This is a genomic window from Fodinicola acaciae (assembly GCF_010993745.1).
In the GTDB taxonomy this organism is placed as follows: domain Bacteria; phylum Actinomycetota; class Actinomycetes; order Mycobacteriales; family HKI-0501; genus Fodinicola; species Fodinicola acaciae.
In genome coordinates this window covers 786,053-799,091 of record NZ_WOTN01000002.1, presented here as the reverse complement: position 1 = coordinate 799,091, position 13,039 = coordinate 786,053, and the positions used below count along the sequence as shown (strand labels likewise).

General features: G+C 68.8%; 15 protein-coding genes. 9 read left to right on the top strand and 6 right to left on the bottom strand.

The window, feature by feature from the left end; translation table 11 throughout:
- Window positions 1-4: 4 nt before the first annotated feature.
- Complete coding sequence (locus tag GNX95_RS19165; protein WP_163508773.1) at window positions 5-1,309, bottom strand: family 43 glycosylhydrolase; 1,305 nt, start codon at window positions 1,307-1,309, stop codon at window positions 5-7.
- A 101-nt stretch (window positions 1,310-1,410) separates the two neighbouring features.
- On the bottom strand, window positions 1,411-2,307 hold the full coding sequence (locus GNX95_RS19160) for an arginase family protein (protein ID WP_222853752.1): 897 nt from the start codon (window positions 2,305-2,307) through the stop codon (window positions 1,411-1,413).
- Window positions 2,308-2,331: 24 nt separating this feature from the next.
- Between GNX95_RS19160 and GNX95_RS19155 the strand changes: the two genes are divergently transcribed.
- Window positions 2,332-2,859, top strand: a complete 528-nt coding sequence (locus GNX95_RS19155) for a CGNR zinc finger domain-containing protein (RefSeq protein WP_163508772.1) — start codon at window positions 2,332-2,334, stop codon at window positions 2,857-2,859.
- A gap of 26 nt (window positions 2,860-2,885) precedes the next feature.
- Here the strand turns inward: GNX95_RS19155 and GNX95_RS43255 are convergent, their stop codons facing one another.
- Complete coding sequence (locus GNX95_RS43255) at window positions 2,886-3,587, bottom strand: hypothetical protein (protein WP_187369704.1); 702 nt, start codon at window positions 3,585-3,587, stop codon at window positions 2,886-2,888.
- On the opposite strand from GNX95_RS43255, the gene GNX95_RS43250 reads away from it, so the two are divergent.
- Window positions 3,586-3,810, top strand: coding sequence for a hypothetical protein (locus tag GNX95_RS43250; RefSeq protein ID WP_187369703.1), 225 nt, complete (start codon window positions 3,586-3,588; stop codon window positions 3,808-3,810). The genes GNX95_RS43255 and GNX95_RS43250 overlap by 2 nt on opposite strands.
- 293 nt (window positions 3,811-4,103) lie before the next feature.
- On the opposite strand, the gene GNX95_RS19140 is transcribed toward GNX95_RS43250, so the two are convergent.
- The gene (locus tag GNX95_RS19140) at window positions 4,104-4,733 is read right to left on the bottom strand and encodes a TetR/AcrR family transcriptional regulator (RefSeq protein WP_163508770.1); all 630 of its coding nucleotides are present in this window, start codon (window positions 4,731-4,733) and stop codon (window positions 4,104-4,106) included.
- Between the two features lie 60 nt (window positions 4,734-4,793).
- On the opposite strand from GNX95_RS19140, the gene GNX95_RS19135 reads away from it, so the two are divergent.
- From GNX95_RS19135 to GNX95_RS19115, 5 genes are all read left to right on the top strand, one after another.
- On the top strand, window positions 4,794-5,708 hold the full coding sequence (locus tag GNX95_RS19135; protein WP_163508769.1) for an AurF N-oxygenase family protein: 915 nt from the start codon (window positions 4,794-4,796) through the stop codon (window positions 5,706-5,708).
- An 80-nt stretch (window positions 5,709-5,788) separates the two neighbouring features.
- Window positions 5,789-6,634, top strand: a complete 846-nt coding sequence (locus GNX95_RS19130; protein WP_163508768.1) for an LLM class F420-dependent oxidoreductase — start codon at window positions 5,789-5,791, stop codon at window positions 6,632-6,634.
- 85 nt (window positions 6,635-6,719) lie between these two features.
- Window positions 6,720-8,468: an acetyl/propionyl/methylcrotonyl-CoA carboxylase subunit alpha gene (locus GNX95_RS19125; RefSeq protein WP_163508767.1), complete on the top strand. Its 1,749-nt coding sequence runs from the start codon at window positions 6,720-6,722 to the stop codon at window positions 8,466-8,468.
- A gap of 80 nt (window positions 8,469-8,548) precedes the next feature.
- A complete protein-coding gene (locus GNX95_RS42560) occupies window positions 8,549-9,001 on the top strand; it encodes a DUF1707 SHOCT-like domain-containing protein (RefSeq protein WP_222853750.1) in 453 nt (150 codons plus the stop codon).
- A gap of 50 nt (window positions 9,002-9,051) precedes the next feature.
- Window positions 9,052-9,522 carry a DUF1707 SHOCT-like domain-containing protein gene (locus GNX95_RS19115; RefSeq protein ID WP_163508766.1) on the top strand — a complete coding sequence of 157 codons (471 nt, stop codon included), beginning with the start codon at window positions 9,052-9,054 and terminating at the stop codon, window positions 9,520-9,522.
- Between the two features lie 124 nt (window positions 9,523-9,646).
- Here GNX95_RS19115 and GNX95_RS19110 read toward each other — a convergent pair whose 3' ends face one another.
- Window positions 9,647-10,369, bottom strand: coding sequence for a phosphotransferase (locus tag GNX95_RS19110; protein WP_163508765.1), 723 nt, complete (start codon window positions 10,367-10,369; stop codon window positions 9,647-9,649).
- Window positions 10,366-11,742, bottom strand: coding sequence for an NAD(P)H-quinone dehydrogenase (locus GNX95_RS19105; protein WP_163508764.1), 1,377 nt, complete (start codon window positions 11,740-11,742; stop codon window positions 10,366-10,368). Before GNX95_RS19105 ends, GNX95_RS19110 begins: the two co-directional genes overlap by 4 nt.
- A gap of 106 nt (window positions 11,743-11,848) precedes the next feature.
- Between GNX95_RS19105 and GNX95_RS19100 the strand changes: the two genes are divergently transcribed.
- Together GNX95_RS19100 and GNX95_RS19095 are read left to right on the top strand one after the other, a co-directional pair.
- Entirely contained in the window at window positions 11,849-12,274 is a 426-nt protein-coding gene (locus GNX95_RS19100) for a gamma-glutamylcyclotransferase family protein (RefSeq protein WP_163508763.1), read from the top strand.
- Window positions 12,271-13,038, top strand: a complete 768-nt coding sequence (locus GNX95_RS19095; RefSeq protein ID WP_163508762.1) for a maleylpyruvate isomerase family mycothiol-dependent enzyme — start codon at window positions 12,271-12,273, stop codon at window positions 13,036-13,038. Before GNX95_RS19100 ends, GNX95_RS19095 begins: the two co-directional genes overlap by 4 nt.
- The last annotated feature ends 1 nt before the right edge of the window (window position 13,039 follow it).

The following is a 13,039-nucleotide window of genomic DNA, read 5'->3' as shown; positions in this document are numbered from 1 at the left end:
ACCGTCAGGCGATCTCCACGAAGTCGAGCTCGGCCCAGCGCGTCAGATGCTGGAACCGCAACGTGTTCCAGCCGGCGTTGAGGTCGACGCCGACACCGACCTGCGTCCAGTTGTCCCAGCCATGGTCCGGATAGTCGACGACCTGCTGCGCCGAGCCGTTGACGGTCAGCTGATGTTGTGCGTCGCCATATCCGGCGGCGTACGCGACGTGGGCCGTGTAATTCCCCGCTGTCGGAGCGAAAACGGTGATGTCGACCCAGGAGTCGTCGTTGTCGATGTACGCGGCGACCGCACCTTGTGACGCACCGGCCGCGCCGGTGCGCACCCGGCAGTCGTTGAGCGTGCCGCGCTCGGCCTCATAGCGTACGCGGCTGCCGCGTACGACCGGATAGTCGTTGGCCCAGCCAAGATCGGCGACGTACATGCCGCGCGCGTCCCGCCCGCCGTTGAGCCAGCCGTGGAAGAAAATCCTGTCCCCCACGACATCCTCGCCGCCGGGTCCGACGACCGCGCCGTCGACGCTGTCGGTGGTGATCAGCGGCCGGTAAGCCTTCGAGTACGAGCCGGTGATCGATGGCGAGACCGCGTACGAGGTGTAGTAACCGCTGCCGCCGTAATTGCCGGCAGAATAGAAAAGTACGTACTGCGACGGCCGGTGCACCAACACCGGCGCCTCGATCACGTTGGCCTCGTCGGCGCGGTCGGCGCGCAGCAATGCCGTGCGGGAGCCGGTAAAGGTGACGCCGTCGGCGGCGACCGGCTGCAGCCAGAGCGCCGGCGCCTGCCCGATCGCGTTGCCGTCGTTTTTGTAGAGCAGGTAACGCTTTCCATCGGTGTCGACGAAACTCGACGGGTCGATGTCGCCGCCTTCGCCGCCGTCGCACACCAAAGGCGCGTCGCCGACCGGCGTGAACGGTCCGAGCGGATTGGTGGACACCGCCGCGCCAACGCACATGCGGCCGACCGCCGCGCTCGGTCCGGTGAAATACATCAGGTAGGTGCCGTCGGACCGCCTCGACACGTCAGGAGCCCAGAATCCGCCGCCGCCGGCCCAGCTCGGTGGCGTCGGCAGGGCATCGCCGCGGATGGTCCACGGGCCGGTCGCGGACGGCGCCGACGCCACCGGCGTACGACCGGCGCCGCTGCTGGTGGAATAGGCGTAGAAGGTCGACCCGACCTGCAAAACGTCCGGGTCGGGGAAGTCCTGGTTGATGACCAGCGACGGACCGACCGTCGCCGCGTGGACGGCCGGCGCGGTCGCGCCGAGCACGGTCGCGGTGACCGCGAGACACAGCAGCATCGACTTCATCGTGACGCTCCTTCCGAGATACGTATAAAACCGTGGAAAATCCCGGAACGCCAGATGTTGGCCGCGCTACGCCGAAGCCGGCCAGCGATTGGTGACAGATGTCAGGCCAGCGCCGAGGTGAGCACGTCGACGATCAGCGCGGCCTGCCGGCCGTCCTGGTCGAGGTCGGGGTCCAGGATGGCGATCTGGAGGCCGGCGGCGCCAGGCAGCCGGGCCAGGCCGCGGACCAGGTCACGCACCTGCTCGGCGTCGAGCCCGCCGGGCGTCGGCGTGTCGACCGCCGGCACGAGCGACGGGTCGAAAATGTCGGCGTCGAGGTGGATCCAGAAGCCGTCGAGGTCGTCGCGTACCAGCACCTCGCGGGCGGCTTCCACCGCGGCGGGCGCGCCTTTGGAGTGGATGTCCGCGCTGGTCAGATAGCGGATGCCGGTGTCGGCGAAGTCGGCGAGGTCCTCCTGGTCGCGGACGCCGAGCTGGATCGTGTCGGCGTCGCGCACGTACGGCTTGAGGCCGTCGATGTCGGTCAGGTAATCGTGGCCGCGGCCGGTGACCAGCGCCAGGTCCTCGCCGGCGGCGGCGCCGACGTGCGGGGAGTTGGCCGGCTCGCGAAAGTCGGAGTGCGCGTCCACGTGCGCGAGCCCGAAGCGGCCCTGCCGGCGCAGCGCGAGCGCCGGACCGAGCAGGATCGAGCAGTCACCGCCGAGCAGCACCGGAAACTCGTCGGCCGCACGGATCTCGGCGACCCGGTCGGCGAGTTTCCTTGTGTACGCGGCAATTGCCTCGCCGTTGCGGACACCGTCGCCAGGCCGCCACGTCGCCACGTACCGGGGCGGCACCACCGCTCCGGCGTCGCGCGCGTCGAGCTTGTCGAGGATGCCGGCGTCGCGGAGAGCCCACGGCGCCTTGTAGCAACCCGGCACGACATCGGTCGCCGGCGGCCGCAGGCCCAGGTTGGACGGTGCGTCGAGGATGGCCATGTCAGTGATTAACTTGCTCATACTCCTGACGCTACCATGGCCGGTGTGGACGTACGAGAGTTCGCCGAGACCGGCCTGGTGGCACTGGACCTCGTCAACACCTGGGACGTGTATGAGCCCGACCCCGAGCGGCTGACCAACAACGTCGAGCTGCGGCGGTTTTGTCGTGAGCTCGGCGAGCCTTCCGTGGTGTCGGCCGGCGATCTGGAGGCCGTACGGGCGCTGCGCGATCGGCTGCGGCCGGCGGTGATCGGGTCGGCGGAGGAACGGACGGCCGCGCTCGTACGATTGTCGTCCGGTCTGCCACATGCCGCGGTCGTGGCCGGCGACGACGTGCCGCGACTGGAGCTGGTCGCGACCTCCGAAGACCTGGCGGCTCGCCTCGGCGTACGCGCGTTGCGTGAGTTGCTGGAGATCGCCGCGGCGGGCGACTGGGATCGCGTACATCATTGCGCGGCGGCGCCCTGCGAGGACGTGTTCCTGGACCGCAGCCGGCCAGGCCGCCGCCAGTTTTGCTCGACCAGATGCGCCAACCGCGCGCATGCCGTAGTCAGCCGCGCGCGCCGCTCCTAGATCCGCGTTTGTTGACCATGGGATTATCACGCACGTTTTGACCTCGACGTGCGCGAAAACCCCGTGGTCAACAACAAATGTCCCGACGCGTAGAGGCCGTCGGGGTTCATGGCCGTAGTGTTCCAGGGGGAGCTGACCTTTGCCGGCGTCGAAGACCGATTCGATGAGCTGGCGGAGGCCCACAAGCCGTCGACCTTTCGAGGCGGAGAGCCAAAAATCGATTTGGAGTCGGTGTTCGCGGGGTGATATCGTGGGAACATGCGTTCGACTATGGGTGATGCGATCAGCCTGGTCGACGCGCTGTCCGACAGTGTATCGCGGCCGCGGATGGATACCTGCCGCGGCAGACGGCGCAGTTGGTGAAGCAGTTGACCCGTCAGTCGCTTGGTGATTGCCGGTGGTTGGTGAAGGTCGCGCGGTTGACCAGTCAGCGCGCTACCGGCGGCTCGTGTTTCGCTGATGCGGAGTTGCCGGCCACCGCTGTTGCTTTGGCTGAGGTTGGGATCACTCCGGGGCATGTGCGGGAGATCGTGAAGGCGATGTCGGTGGTGCCGCCGGGTTGGCCGGATCGTGAGGGTTTTGATCGGTCGTTGGCGGGGTTGGCGCGGTCGGGCTACCCGGAGGATGTCAAAGAGCTGGGCAAGGTGATCGCGGATCGGATCGAGCAGGAAACACCGCCGCCGGAGGACGATGATGATGATGGGCGGTTGGCGGAGCTGATTCTCCATGGCATCACCTGTGCTGGTGTGTTGCCGCATGACACGCGGCCGTTTCGGCGGAGAAACCAAGCTCCACAACCTCGTGCTGCTGTGCTTCGCACATCACCAAATCGTGCACCATTCGCAATGGAAAATCATAATGCGCGGCGGGATCCCGTATTTCATCCCGCCAGCGTTCATCGACCCGACCCGCACGCCGATACGGCACGCGCGCTACAGCATGAAATGCTGAGCCGACCCCTGCGTCGCACATCACGCTCACGGTGGACATCGCTGCCTACGGCAGCCGGAAACGTGTTCGTCCGCGGTCGGAATGGCATCTCTCGCGTCGGTTCGCATGAACCGCCGCCACGAGCCGGCACTCGCACACCTGGCAAACCAGCAACGTCACGCGGTGGAATGCGGAATCAACCGACTCAAACGCAACCGTGCCGTCGCCACTCGCTATGACAAACTCGCTGTTCGCTACGAGGCAACAGTCCACATAGCGACCACCAACGAGTGGCTACGACTTTGAAACAGACCCTAGGGCCGCAGGGCTCGGACGATCGGGCCGAGGTAGAGGTCACTGACCCGCTGCCGCCAGTCCGGTGAGTCGATCGGCAGCGTGGTGTCCTGCGTCAGCACCAGCGACAGTACGTTGCGCGCGATCAGCTCGGCGATCCCCTCGACGTCCTCGTCCGGCATCGACAGCCGGCCGGCGGCGATCTCGGTGCGGATGTGGCCGGCGATCCAGCCGCGGGCCGCGGCGAGGACGTTGCCGGCCTTGGTGGTCAGCAGCGGCAGGATCAGCTCCGGCTCGGTGCGCAGCAGCCGGTTGAGCACGCGGTGGTTGCGCAGGAAATCCAGGCAGAACACCAAACCCTCGACCAGCTTGTCCTCCGGCGTACGCTGCGCGGCGATCACCGCGTCGACCTTGGTCAGGAAGCGCCGCAGCTCGCGCATCAGCAACGCGTTGAGCAGCTGGTCTTTCTTGGGGAAATAGCGGTAAACGGTGACCCGCGAGATGCCGACCCGGCGGGCCACCTCGTCGATGGTGAACCGGCGCAACCCGAAGTCCTCGGCCTGCTGGATGGCCGCGCCGAGGATCCGCTCGGCGGTCTCGTCGGTGGGCAGATCCGCCGCGTACGCCCGTCGCAGCAGGTCATCCGCCATCGCTCCAGATTACTGCTTTACAACTTGACTGTCTTTGTTACATGCGTTTCACTGAGGCGTATGGTCGCAGATCGGGAAACCACCGCGCAGCGCCTGCTCACCGGCTCGGTCCGGCGCTCGTACGACCCGGACGTCGACATCGACTGGGACGCGCCGCTGGTCGAAGGCAAGTTTTTCGCGCCACCAAAGACGTTGAGCCTCTACGGCACGCCGATGTGGGACCGGATGACGCACGAGCAGCGCGTCGAGCTGTCCCGCCAGCAGACGGTCAACGCGATCAGCGTCGGCATCTGGTTCGAGAACATCCTCAACCAGCTGTTGCTGCGCATGACATACGAGCTGGATCCGACCCGCCAGCACGTGCATTACGCGCTGACCGAGCTGGCCGACGAGTGCCGGCACATGACGATGTTCGGCAAGCTGATCGACCGGCTCGGCGAGAAGCCATACAGGCAGGGGTTCGTGCTGCACAACCTCGGCCGCATCCTGCCGTTCACGCTGCGTGGACCGTCGGTGTGGGTCGCCGCGCTGATCGGCGAGGAGATCTTCGACGCGATCCAGCGCGCGACGATGCACGACGAGGAGCTGCAGCCGCTGGTACGCCAGGTGATGAGCATTCACGTCATCGAGGAGGCGCGGCACATCCGCTATGCGCGCGAGGACACCGTACGCCGGATGACGACCACGACCTGGTGGGGACGCGAGTTCTCCCGGATCGTCGCGGCCGTCGGCGCGGTGTTGCTGCAGACCGTGCTGGCGCGGCCGGAGATGTACGAACGCGCCGGCTTGGACGTGCGCGAGGCTCGTAGGGCGGCCAGGAAGAACCCGCACCTGAAGCAGATCCGCGCGGAAGGATTCGAGAAGCTGCGGAGTTTCCTCGACGACAACGGCCTGATCGGTGGGCCGAGCAGGATTTTCTGGCATGTCGCCAAAGTGCATCCGGACGGCACACAGGTGCGGCTGCTGGCCAACTGACCGGCCGGGAACACCGCGGTGGGGCCAGGAGTTGGGATCGGGAGAGAGGGAGTGACGAACAAAACTGGAGGTACGTGACGATGGTTGCCGACCTGGGTCGGATCGGGGTTTGGCGGTCGGTGTTCGCGCTCGGCGAGGACCCCGGTGCGCTCAACGAGGCGGTCGCCGAGCTGGACGAGCTCGGCTACGGCGCGTTCTGGCTCGGCACCGCCAAGGCCGACCTGCAGGTGCCGGAGCAGATCCTGGACGCGACGAAGAACCTGGTGGCGGCCACCGGCATCATCAACGTCTGGACCGAGCCGGTGGACGTGACCACCGCCGCGTACCACCGCGTCGCCGCCAAGCATCCCGGCCGGCTGCTGCTCGGCATCGGCATCGGCCACCGCGAGATGGTGAAGGAATACCAGAAGCCGTACGACGCGCTGGTCGACTACCTCGACAAGGTCGACGCGGCGAAGGTGCCACAGGAGGACCAGGCGCTCGCGGCGCTCGGCCCGAAGGTCACCAAGCTGGCCGGCGACCGCACCCGCGGCTCCCATCCCTACTTCACGACGCCGGAGCACACCGCGCAGGCCCGCGAGATCCTCGGCGCCGGTCCGCTGCTCGCTCCCGAGCAGAAGGTCATCCTGGACACCAACCCGGAGACGGCGCGCGCACTGGGCCGTCAGACGCTCGGCTTCTATCTGCAGCTGTCCAACTATCGCAACAGCTTCCTGCGCCTCGGCTTCACCGAGGAGGACGTGGCCGACGGCGGCAGCGACCGGCTGGTGGACGCCACGATCGCCTGGGGCGACCTGGACACGATCGCCAAGCGGATCGCCGAGCACCACCAGGCCGGCGCCGACCACGTCTGCGTCCAGGTGCTCACGGAGGGTCAGGAACTGCCACGCGCGCAATGGCGTGAGCTGGCGACTCTTATCAAGTAGACACAGGTCACTGCGCACCTTCTCACACGAAACGGTGCACTCAGCCGTACGCGCATAGACTCCGACCGAACGGAAGGAGCCGAAGGTGCACAAGGTGCTGATCGCGAATCGCGGCGAGATCGCCGTACGGGTGGCCAGGGCCTGCCGCGACGCCGGTCTGGGCAGTGTCGCGGTGTACGCCGACTCCGACCGCGACGCGATGCACGTGCGGATCGCCGACGAGGCCTTCGCGCTCGGCGGCGACACCGCGGCGGAGACCTACCTGCGCATCGACAAGCTGCTCGACGTGGCGGCGAAGGCCGGCGCGGACGCCGTACATCCCGGCTATGGCTTCCTGTCGGAAAACGCCGACTTCGCCGCCGCGGTGATCGACGCCGCCCTGACCTGGATCGGTCCGTCGCCGGAGGCGATCCGCGCGCTCGGCGACAAGGTCGAGGCGCGACACATCGCCACCGGCGCCGGCGCTCCACTCGTGCCGGGCACGAAAGACCCGGTCGCGGATGCCGACGAGGTGCTTGCCTTCGCCGAGGAACACGGCCTGCCGATCGCCATCAAGGCGGCCTTCGGCGGCGGCGGCCGGGGCCTGAAAGTGGCGCGCACCAAGGAGGAGATCCCGGAGCTGTTCGACTCGGCCGTACGCGAGGCGACCGCCGCGTTCGGCCGTGGCGAGTGCTTCGTGGAACGCTATCTGGACAAGCCGCGGCATGTCGAGGCGCAGGTTTTGGCCGACACGCACGGAAACGTGATCGTCGTCGGCACACGCGACTGCTCTTTGCAGCGGCGGCACCAAAAGCTCGTCGAGGAAGCGCCGGCACCGTTTCTTTCCGACGCGCAGCGCGCGGAGATCCACTCCGCCGCCAAGGCGATCTGCAAGGCGGCCGGCTATCACGGCGCCGGCACGGTCGAGTTCCTGGTCGGCGCGGACGGCACGATCAGCTTCCTGGAGGTCAACACCCGGCTGCAGGTCGAGCATCCGGTCAGCGAGGAGACCACCGGCATCGACCTGGTACGCGAGCAGTTTCGCATCGCGGACGGGGAAAAACTGCGAATCACCGAGGACCCGGAGCCGCGCGGCCACGCCATCGAGTTCCGGATCAACGGCGAGGATCCCGGCCGCAACTTCCTGCCCGCGCCGGGCACGGTGACGACCGTGCAGTGGCCGTCCGGGCCGGGCGTACGCGTCGACAGCGGCATCGAGACGGCGACCGTGATCGGCGGCAATTTCGACTCCCTGCTGGCAAAACTGATCGTCGTCGGCGCCGACCGCCGGCAGGCGCTGGAACGCGCGCGGCGCGCGCTCGCCGAGACCGTCGTCGACGGCATGGCGACGGCATTGCCGTTCCACCAAGCGATCGTCGCCGACCCCGCCTTCACCAGCGAGCCGTTTTCGGTGCACACGCGGTGGATCGAGACCGAGTTCGACAACCAGATCCCGCCGTACGCCGGTGCCGTACCGGCCGAGGACGACGCCGAGCCGCGGCAGACCGTCGTGGTGGAGGTCGGTGGCAGGCGGCTCGAAGTCTCGCTGCCTGGCAACCTCGCGGCGGCTTCCGCCGGGGTGGCGACGAAAAAGGCGCCGAAGCGCAAGTCGTCAGGTGGCGGCGCGGCGGCGGCGAGCGGCGACGCGGTGACCGCGCCGATGCAGGGGACCATCGTGAAGGTCGCGGTCAGCGACGGCGACCAGGTCTCGACCGGCGACCTCATCGTCGTGCTGGAAGCGATGAAAATGGAAAACCCGGTCACCGCACACCGCGACGGGACCATACGTGGCCTCGCGGCCGAACAGGGCAGCACCGTACAAAGCGGCACGGTCATCTGCGAGATCGCCGACTGATGGCACGGCAAACCATCAGCTTTCACGCAACACCGTAAAGCACCGTCACGGTGGCGCGTTCGACCGTATCGTGGTCAGCGATGAGCGAGCCGCGCGACCACGGCCTTCGCATCGGTGACGCCGAGCGCGAAGCGGCCATCGGTGCGCTCGGTGAGCACCTGTCGGCCGGCCGGCTGACCATGGACGAATACGGGGAGCGCACCGCGAAAGCGACCACCGCGCGTACGAACGAGCAACTGCGGGCGCTTTTCGCGGACCTGCCGGCACCGCATCCGGCCGCGGCCGATCCGCGTAAAGGCCGGGAAATCGTGAAATCCGGTCCGTTGGCGCCGACGACGGACACACCGGCGCCGGCTCGCCGGGCCGGCCACCTGGCGCCGCGGATCGTCCGCGGCCTCGGCGCGGTCAGCTTCGTCGGCTGGCTCGCGCTGCTGGTCACCGGTCACGGCAACATGTGGTGGCTGGTGTTCGTACCGGTGATCTTCTTCGTCTTCGCCAGCCAGGTGTGGCCGGAGGAAAAGAAGAAGTCCTGACGTGACATTCGTACCGGATGCCGGCCGGTCGGCTGCGTACCATCGGTTTCATGACTGACGAGCTGCGGATCGGCGACGCCGAACGCGAGGCCGCCATCGCCGCGCTGGGTGAGCACCTGTCCGCGGGACGGCTCACGCTGGACGAGTACGGCACGCGCAGCGCCGAGGCGACCAGCGCGACGACCCGCGGCGACCTGCTGGCGCTGTTCAAGGACCTGCCGGCACCCCATCCGACGCTCGAGACGCCGGCGCCGGCCGTCGACCTGGCGAAGCGACCGGAGCGGCCAGTGGCTCGCGTCGAGCGCGGCGAGCTGGCCAAACGCATCGTGACCGGCATCTCGGCGGCCAGTTGGATGCTGTGGATCCCGCTCGCGGTCGTGTCGCACTGGTCGCTGTGGTGGCTGATGTTCATCCCGATCGGACTGTCGGCCTTCGCCGGCAAGATCTGGTATCCGGACGACGACGACCGCGATGACCGCGACCGCCGCCAACGACGCCGGGCCCGCCGCCACGGCTGGTGACCGCGTACGGCGCGAAACTGTCGGTGCCTGCCGGAAGACTTGATGTCGGGGGGCCATTTTCCCCCAAGGGGACGAAGCACCCCTGATCTCATTCTTCCAGCAGGCACCGACAGTTTCGGCGCGGCTAAGGTAACGCCGCCTCCAGCGCGGCCCGGTGCGCGCTGACCCAGTCGTACGCACCGCGTACGGACGCCACCGCGCCCGAGTCGCGCAGCCGCATCATCGCCGCGTTGCCGTTGGCGGCGCTGGCCTCGATCCCGCGCCAACAGCGGTCCTGCCACCACAGGATCGTCTCGACCAGCCGGCTCCGGTCGGCCAGGCCGTACGCGTCACAGATCGCGCGCACGCGCCGCGCGGCCGCGCCGGCATCCGCCACCGACGGACCGAGATCGAGATACTGCCAGCAGACATGCGCCACGTCGTGGATACGCTGCCCCGGCGCGGCGATGTCCCAGTCGAGGAACACGATCGGCACACGGCCGCGATAAACCGTGTTCCGCGGCGACAAATCGTTATGACAGACCACTTCCTGGTCACCGGCCAGCGCGGTGCCGGCGGTCAGGTCGTGAAACTCGCGTACAAGCCGAGCGACCTGCTCCAGCGTCTCGAGCGCGTCCACCCCGTCGGTCGGCGACCGCCAGGCGACGTGACCGTCCACATAGGACAACACCTCGCGTCCGCGCTCGTCGATGCCGAGCAGCCGCGCAGCGCCCTCCCAGCCGCGTTCCTCGAAATGCCGCAGCAGCCGGTGTACGAAGCCGGCCCGCTCACCAGGCACCCGCCGGACCGTGTCGCCGACGCGTACGACCTCGTTGACGAAACCACCGACCAGCGGCACCTCGGTCACTCGAACTCCGGCTGCATGAGCTGGCGCGCCGCCTCGGTGATCGACCCGGACAGCGACGGATAGATCGAGAACGACTGCGCGATCTGGTTGACGGTCAGGTGGTTCTCCACCGCCATCGCGATCGGCAGGATCAGCTCGCTCGCCCGCGGCGCCACCACCACACCACCGATGACCAGGCCGGATGCCGGCCGGCAGAACAGCTTCACGAAGCCGTCGGTCAGCCCCATCATCTTGGCCCGCGCGTTGGTGGCCAGCGGCAGCGTGACCGTACGCGCCGGCACCGTACCGGCCTCCACCGACGACTGGCCGAGGCCGACCGAGGCGATCTCCGGGTCGGTGAAGACGTTGGCGGCGACGGTCTGCCGGCGCAGCGGCTGGACGGCCTCGCCGAGCGCGTGCCACATCGCGATCCGGCCCTGCATCGCCGCCACCGACGCCAACATCAGCACGCCGGTGCAGTCACCAGCCGCATAAACGCCGCGCACGGACGTACGCGAAACCCGGTCCACCGCAACGAAACCGCGCTCGTCCAACGCGACACCGGCCTCCGCCAGGCCCGCGGTGTTGGGCACCGAGCCGACGGTCATCAGCGCGTGGCTGGCCTCGACCGTGCGACCGTCCTGCAGCTCGACGCGTACGCCGTTTTCGGTGCGGCGCACCGCATCCGCGCGCGCGTTGGACAGGATCGACATGCCGCGCCGCGCGAACACCTCCTCGATGTGCTCGGCGGCGTCGCGGTCCTCGTGCGGCATCACCCGGTCACGGCTGGAGACCAGCGTGACCGGCACGCCCATGGCGAGGTACGCACTCGCGAACTCGGCGCCGGTGACGCCGGAGCCGATCACCACCAGGTGCTCGGGCAGCTCCTTGAGCTCGTACACCTGCCGCCAGGTCAGGATCCGCTCGCCGTCCGGCTCCGCGCCCGGCACCACGCGCGGCGTCGCACCGGTGGCGACCAGCACGATGTCGGCCTCCAACGACGCGCCGCCATCGACCTCGACGAGGTGCGGGTTGCCGGTGCGCAGCCGCGCGGTGCCGGACAGCACTTGTACGCCGTGCGCCACCAGGCCACCGGCGATGTCGCGCGACTGCGCCTTCGCCAGGTCGCGTACGCGCGCATGCACCATCGCCAGGTCGACCTCGACGCGCCCGTCGAGCGTGCCTTTGATGCCCAGCGGCGGCGCGCCTTCGCGCAGCGTCGTCGCCACGTCCGAGGAGGCGATGAACGTCTTGCTCGGCACGCAGTCGGCCACCACGCAGGCGCCGCCGATCGCGTCCGCCTCCACGATGCTGACCTCGGCCCCCAACTGCGCCGCCACCAGCGCGGCCTCGTACCCGGCCGGTCCCCCTCCGATGATCACGATCCGGGTCACTCGGGCTCCCACCTCGCTCGTTCCGCTTCCGCTTCCATCCTCGCGCACTCGCCGGCGGACCGGCGGGTCGGACCGGCCGACCGGGCCGAACGGTTAGGGTGACGGCATGCCGCTGTACGCCGCTTACGGCCTGAACCTCGACCCGGCCCGCATGCTGGAGCGCTGCCCGCTGTCGCCGCTGGCCGGCTCCGGTTGGGTCACCGGCTGGCGGCTGACCTTCGGCGGCGACCCGGCGGTCGCGACGGTCGTGGAGGCCACCGGCGCGCAGGTCTTCGTCGGGTTGTACGACGTGAGCCCGCTCGACGAGCCGACGCTGGACGCCTGGGAGAAGGCGGAGACCGGCATGGAGCAGAAGCTGAAGGTGCGCGTACAGACGCTGGAGGGCTCGCAGCTGGCCTGGTGGTATGTGTTGCCGTCGTACGAGGGTGGCCTGCCGACGCCGCAGTATCTCAACCTGCTCGCCGAGGCCGCCGAGGCCGGCGGCGCGCCCAACGACTACGTGACCGAGCTGCGCAGCCGGCCGACCGCATGAAGTCCGACCTGCGATCGCTCGTCGGCGCGCTCGCGGCGCAGCACGACGAGCTCGCCACTTTGCTTGCGCCGCTTGACGAATCCGGCTGGTCGCGGCCGACGCGCTGCGAAGGCTGGTCGGTGTCCGACGTTGTCCTGCACCTGTCGCAGACCGACGAGTTGGCGGTCGCGAGCGCGGCCGACCGCTTCGCCGAGGTGTCGGCGCAGATGTTCGGCGACTCCACCGCCAGCTCCGTGGACGACGCCGCCGACCGGATGGTCGCGCGCCAGCGCGGGCCGGCCGGTGCGGAGATTTTCCAGCGCTGGCAAGCAGGGACGGTCGCGCTGCGGCAAGCGCTGCTGGCGATCGACCCGGACTCGCTGCGCCGGCTCAGCTGGGTCGCCGGCACGCTCAGCGTGCGTACGCTCGTCGCGACGCGGATTTCCGAGTGCTGGATCCACACCGGCGACGTCGCCGCCGCCATCGGCCAGCCGCTCGCACCGACCGACCGGCTCTGGCACATCGCGCGGCTGGCCTGGCGGACCATTCCGTACGCCTTCGGCCGCGCCGGCCGTGAGCTGACCGGTCCGGTCACCTTCGAGCTCACCGGTCCGTCCGGCGAGCCGTGGACCTTCGCGTCGGACAACGCCGTCACGGTCGTACGCGGCACCGCCGAGGACCTCTGCAACGTCGCCGGCCGGCGCGCTCTGCCGAGCGAGGTCGCCCTGCGCGCCGAAGGACCAGACGCCGAAGCCGTCCTGGATCTGGTCCGCACGTACGCCTGAG

Bases quoted from the DNA above. Each gene is read 5' to 3' on its own strand.
- GNX95_RS19165 (WP_163508773.1), bottom strand. From the start codon at position 1,309: ATGAAGTCGATGCTGCTGTGTCTCGCGGTCACCGCGACCGTGCTCGGC.
- GNX95_RS19160 (WP_222853752.1), bottom strand. From the start codon at position 2,307: ATGAGCAAGTTAATCACTGACATGGCCATCCTCGACGCACCGTCCAAC.
- GNX95_RS43250 (WP_187369703.1), top strand. From the start codon at position 3,586: ATGGCATCACCTGTGCTGGTGTGTTGCCGCATGACACGCGGCCGTTTC.
- GNX95_RS43255 (WP_187369704.1), bottom strand. From the start codon at position 3,587: ATGGAGAATCAGCTCCGCCAACCGCCCATCATCATCATCGTCCTCCGG.
- GNX95_RS19140 (WP_163508770.1), bottom strand. From the start codon at position 4,733: ATGGCGGATGACCTGCTGCGACGGGCGTACGCGGCGGATCTGCCCACC.
- GNX95_RS19135 (WP_163508769.1), top strand. From the start codon at position 4,794: ATGGTCGCAGATCGGGAAACCACCGCGCAGCGCCTGCTCACCGGCTCG.
- GNX95_RS19130 (WP_163508768.1), top strand. From the start codon at position 5,789: ATGGTTGCCGACCTGGGTCGGATCGGGGTTTGGCGGTCGGTGTTCGCG.
- GNX95_RS42560 (WP_222853750.1), top strand. From the start codon at position 8,549: ATGAGCGAGCCGCGCGACCACGGCCTTCGCATCGGTGACGCCGAGCGC.
- GNX95_RS19115 (WP_163508766.1), top strand. From the start codon at position 9,052: ATGACTGACGAGCTGCGGATCGGCGACGCCGAACGCGAGGCCGCCATC.
- GNX95_RS19100 (WP_163508763.1), top strand. From the start codon at position 11,849: ATGCCGCTGTACGCCGCTTACGGCCTGAACCTCGACCCGGCCCGCATG.
- GNX95_RS19095 (WP_163508762.1), top strand. From the start codon at position 12,271: ATGAAGTCCGACCTGCGATCGCTCGTCGGCGCGCTCGCGGCGCAGCAC.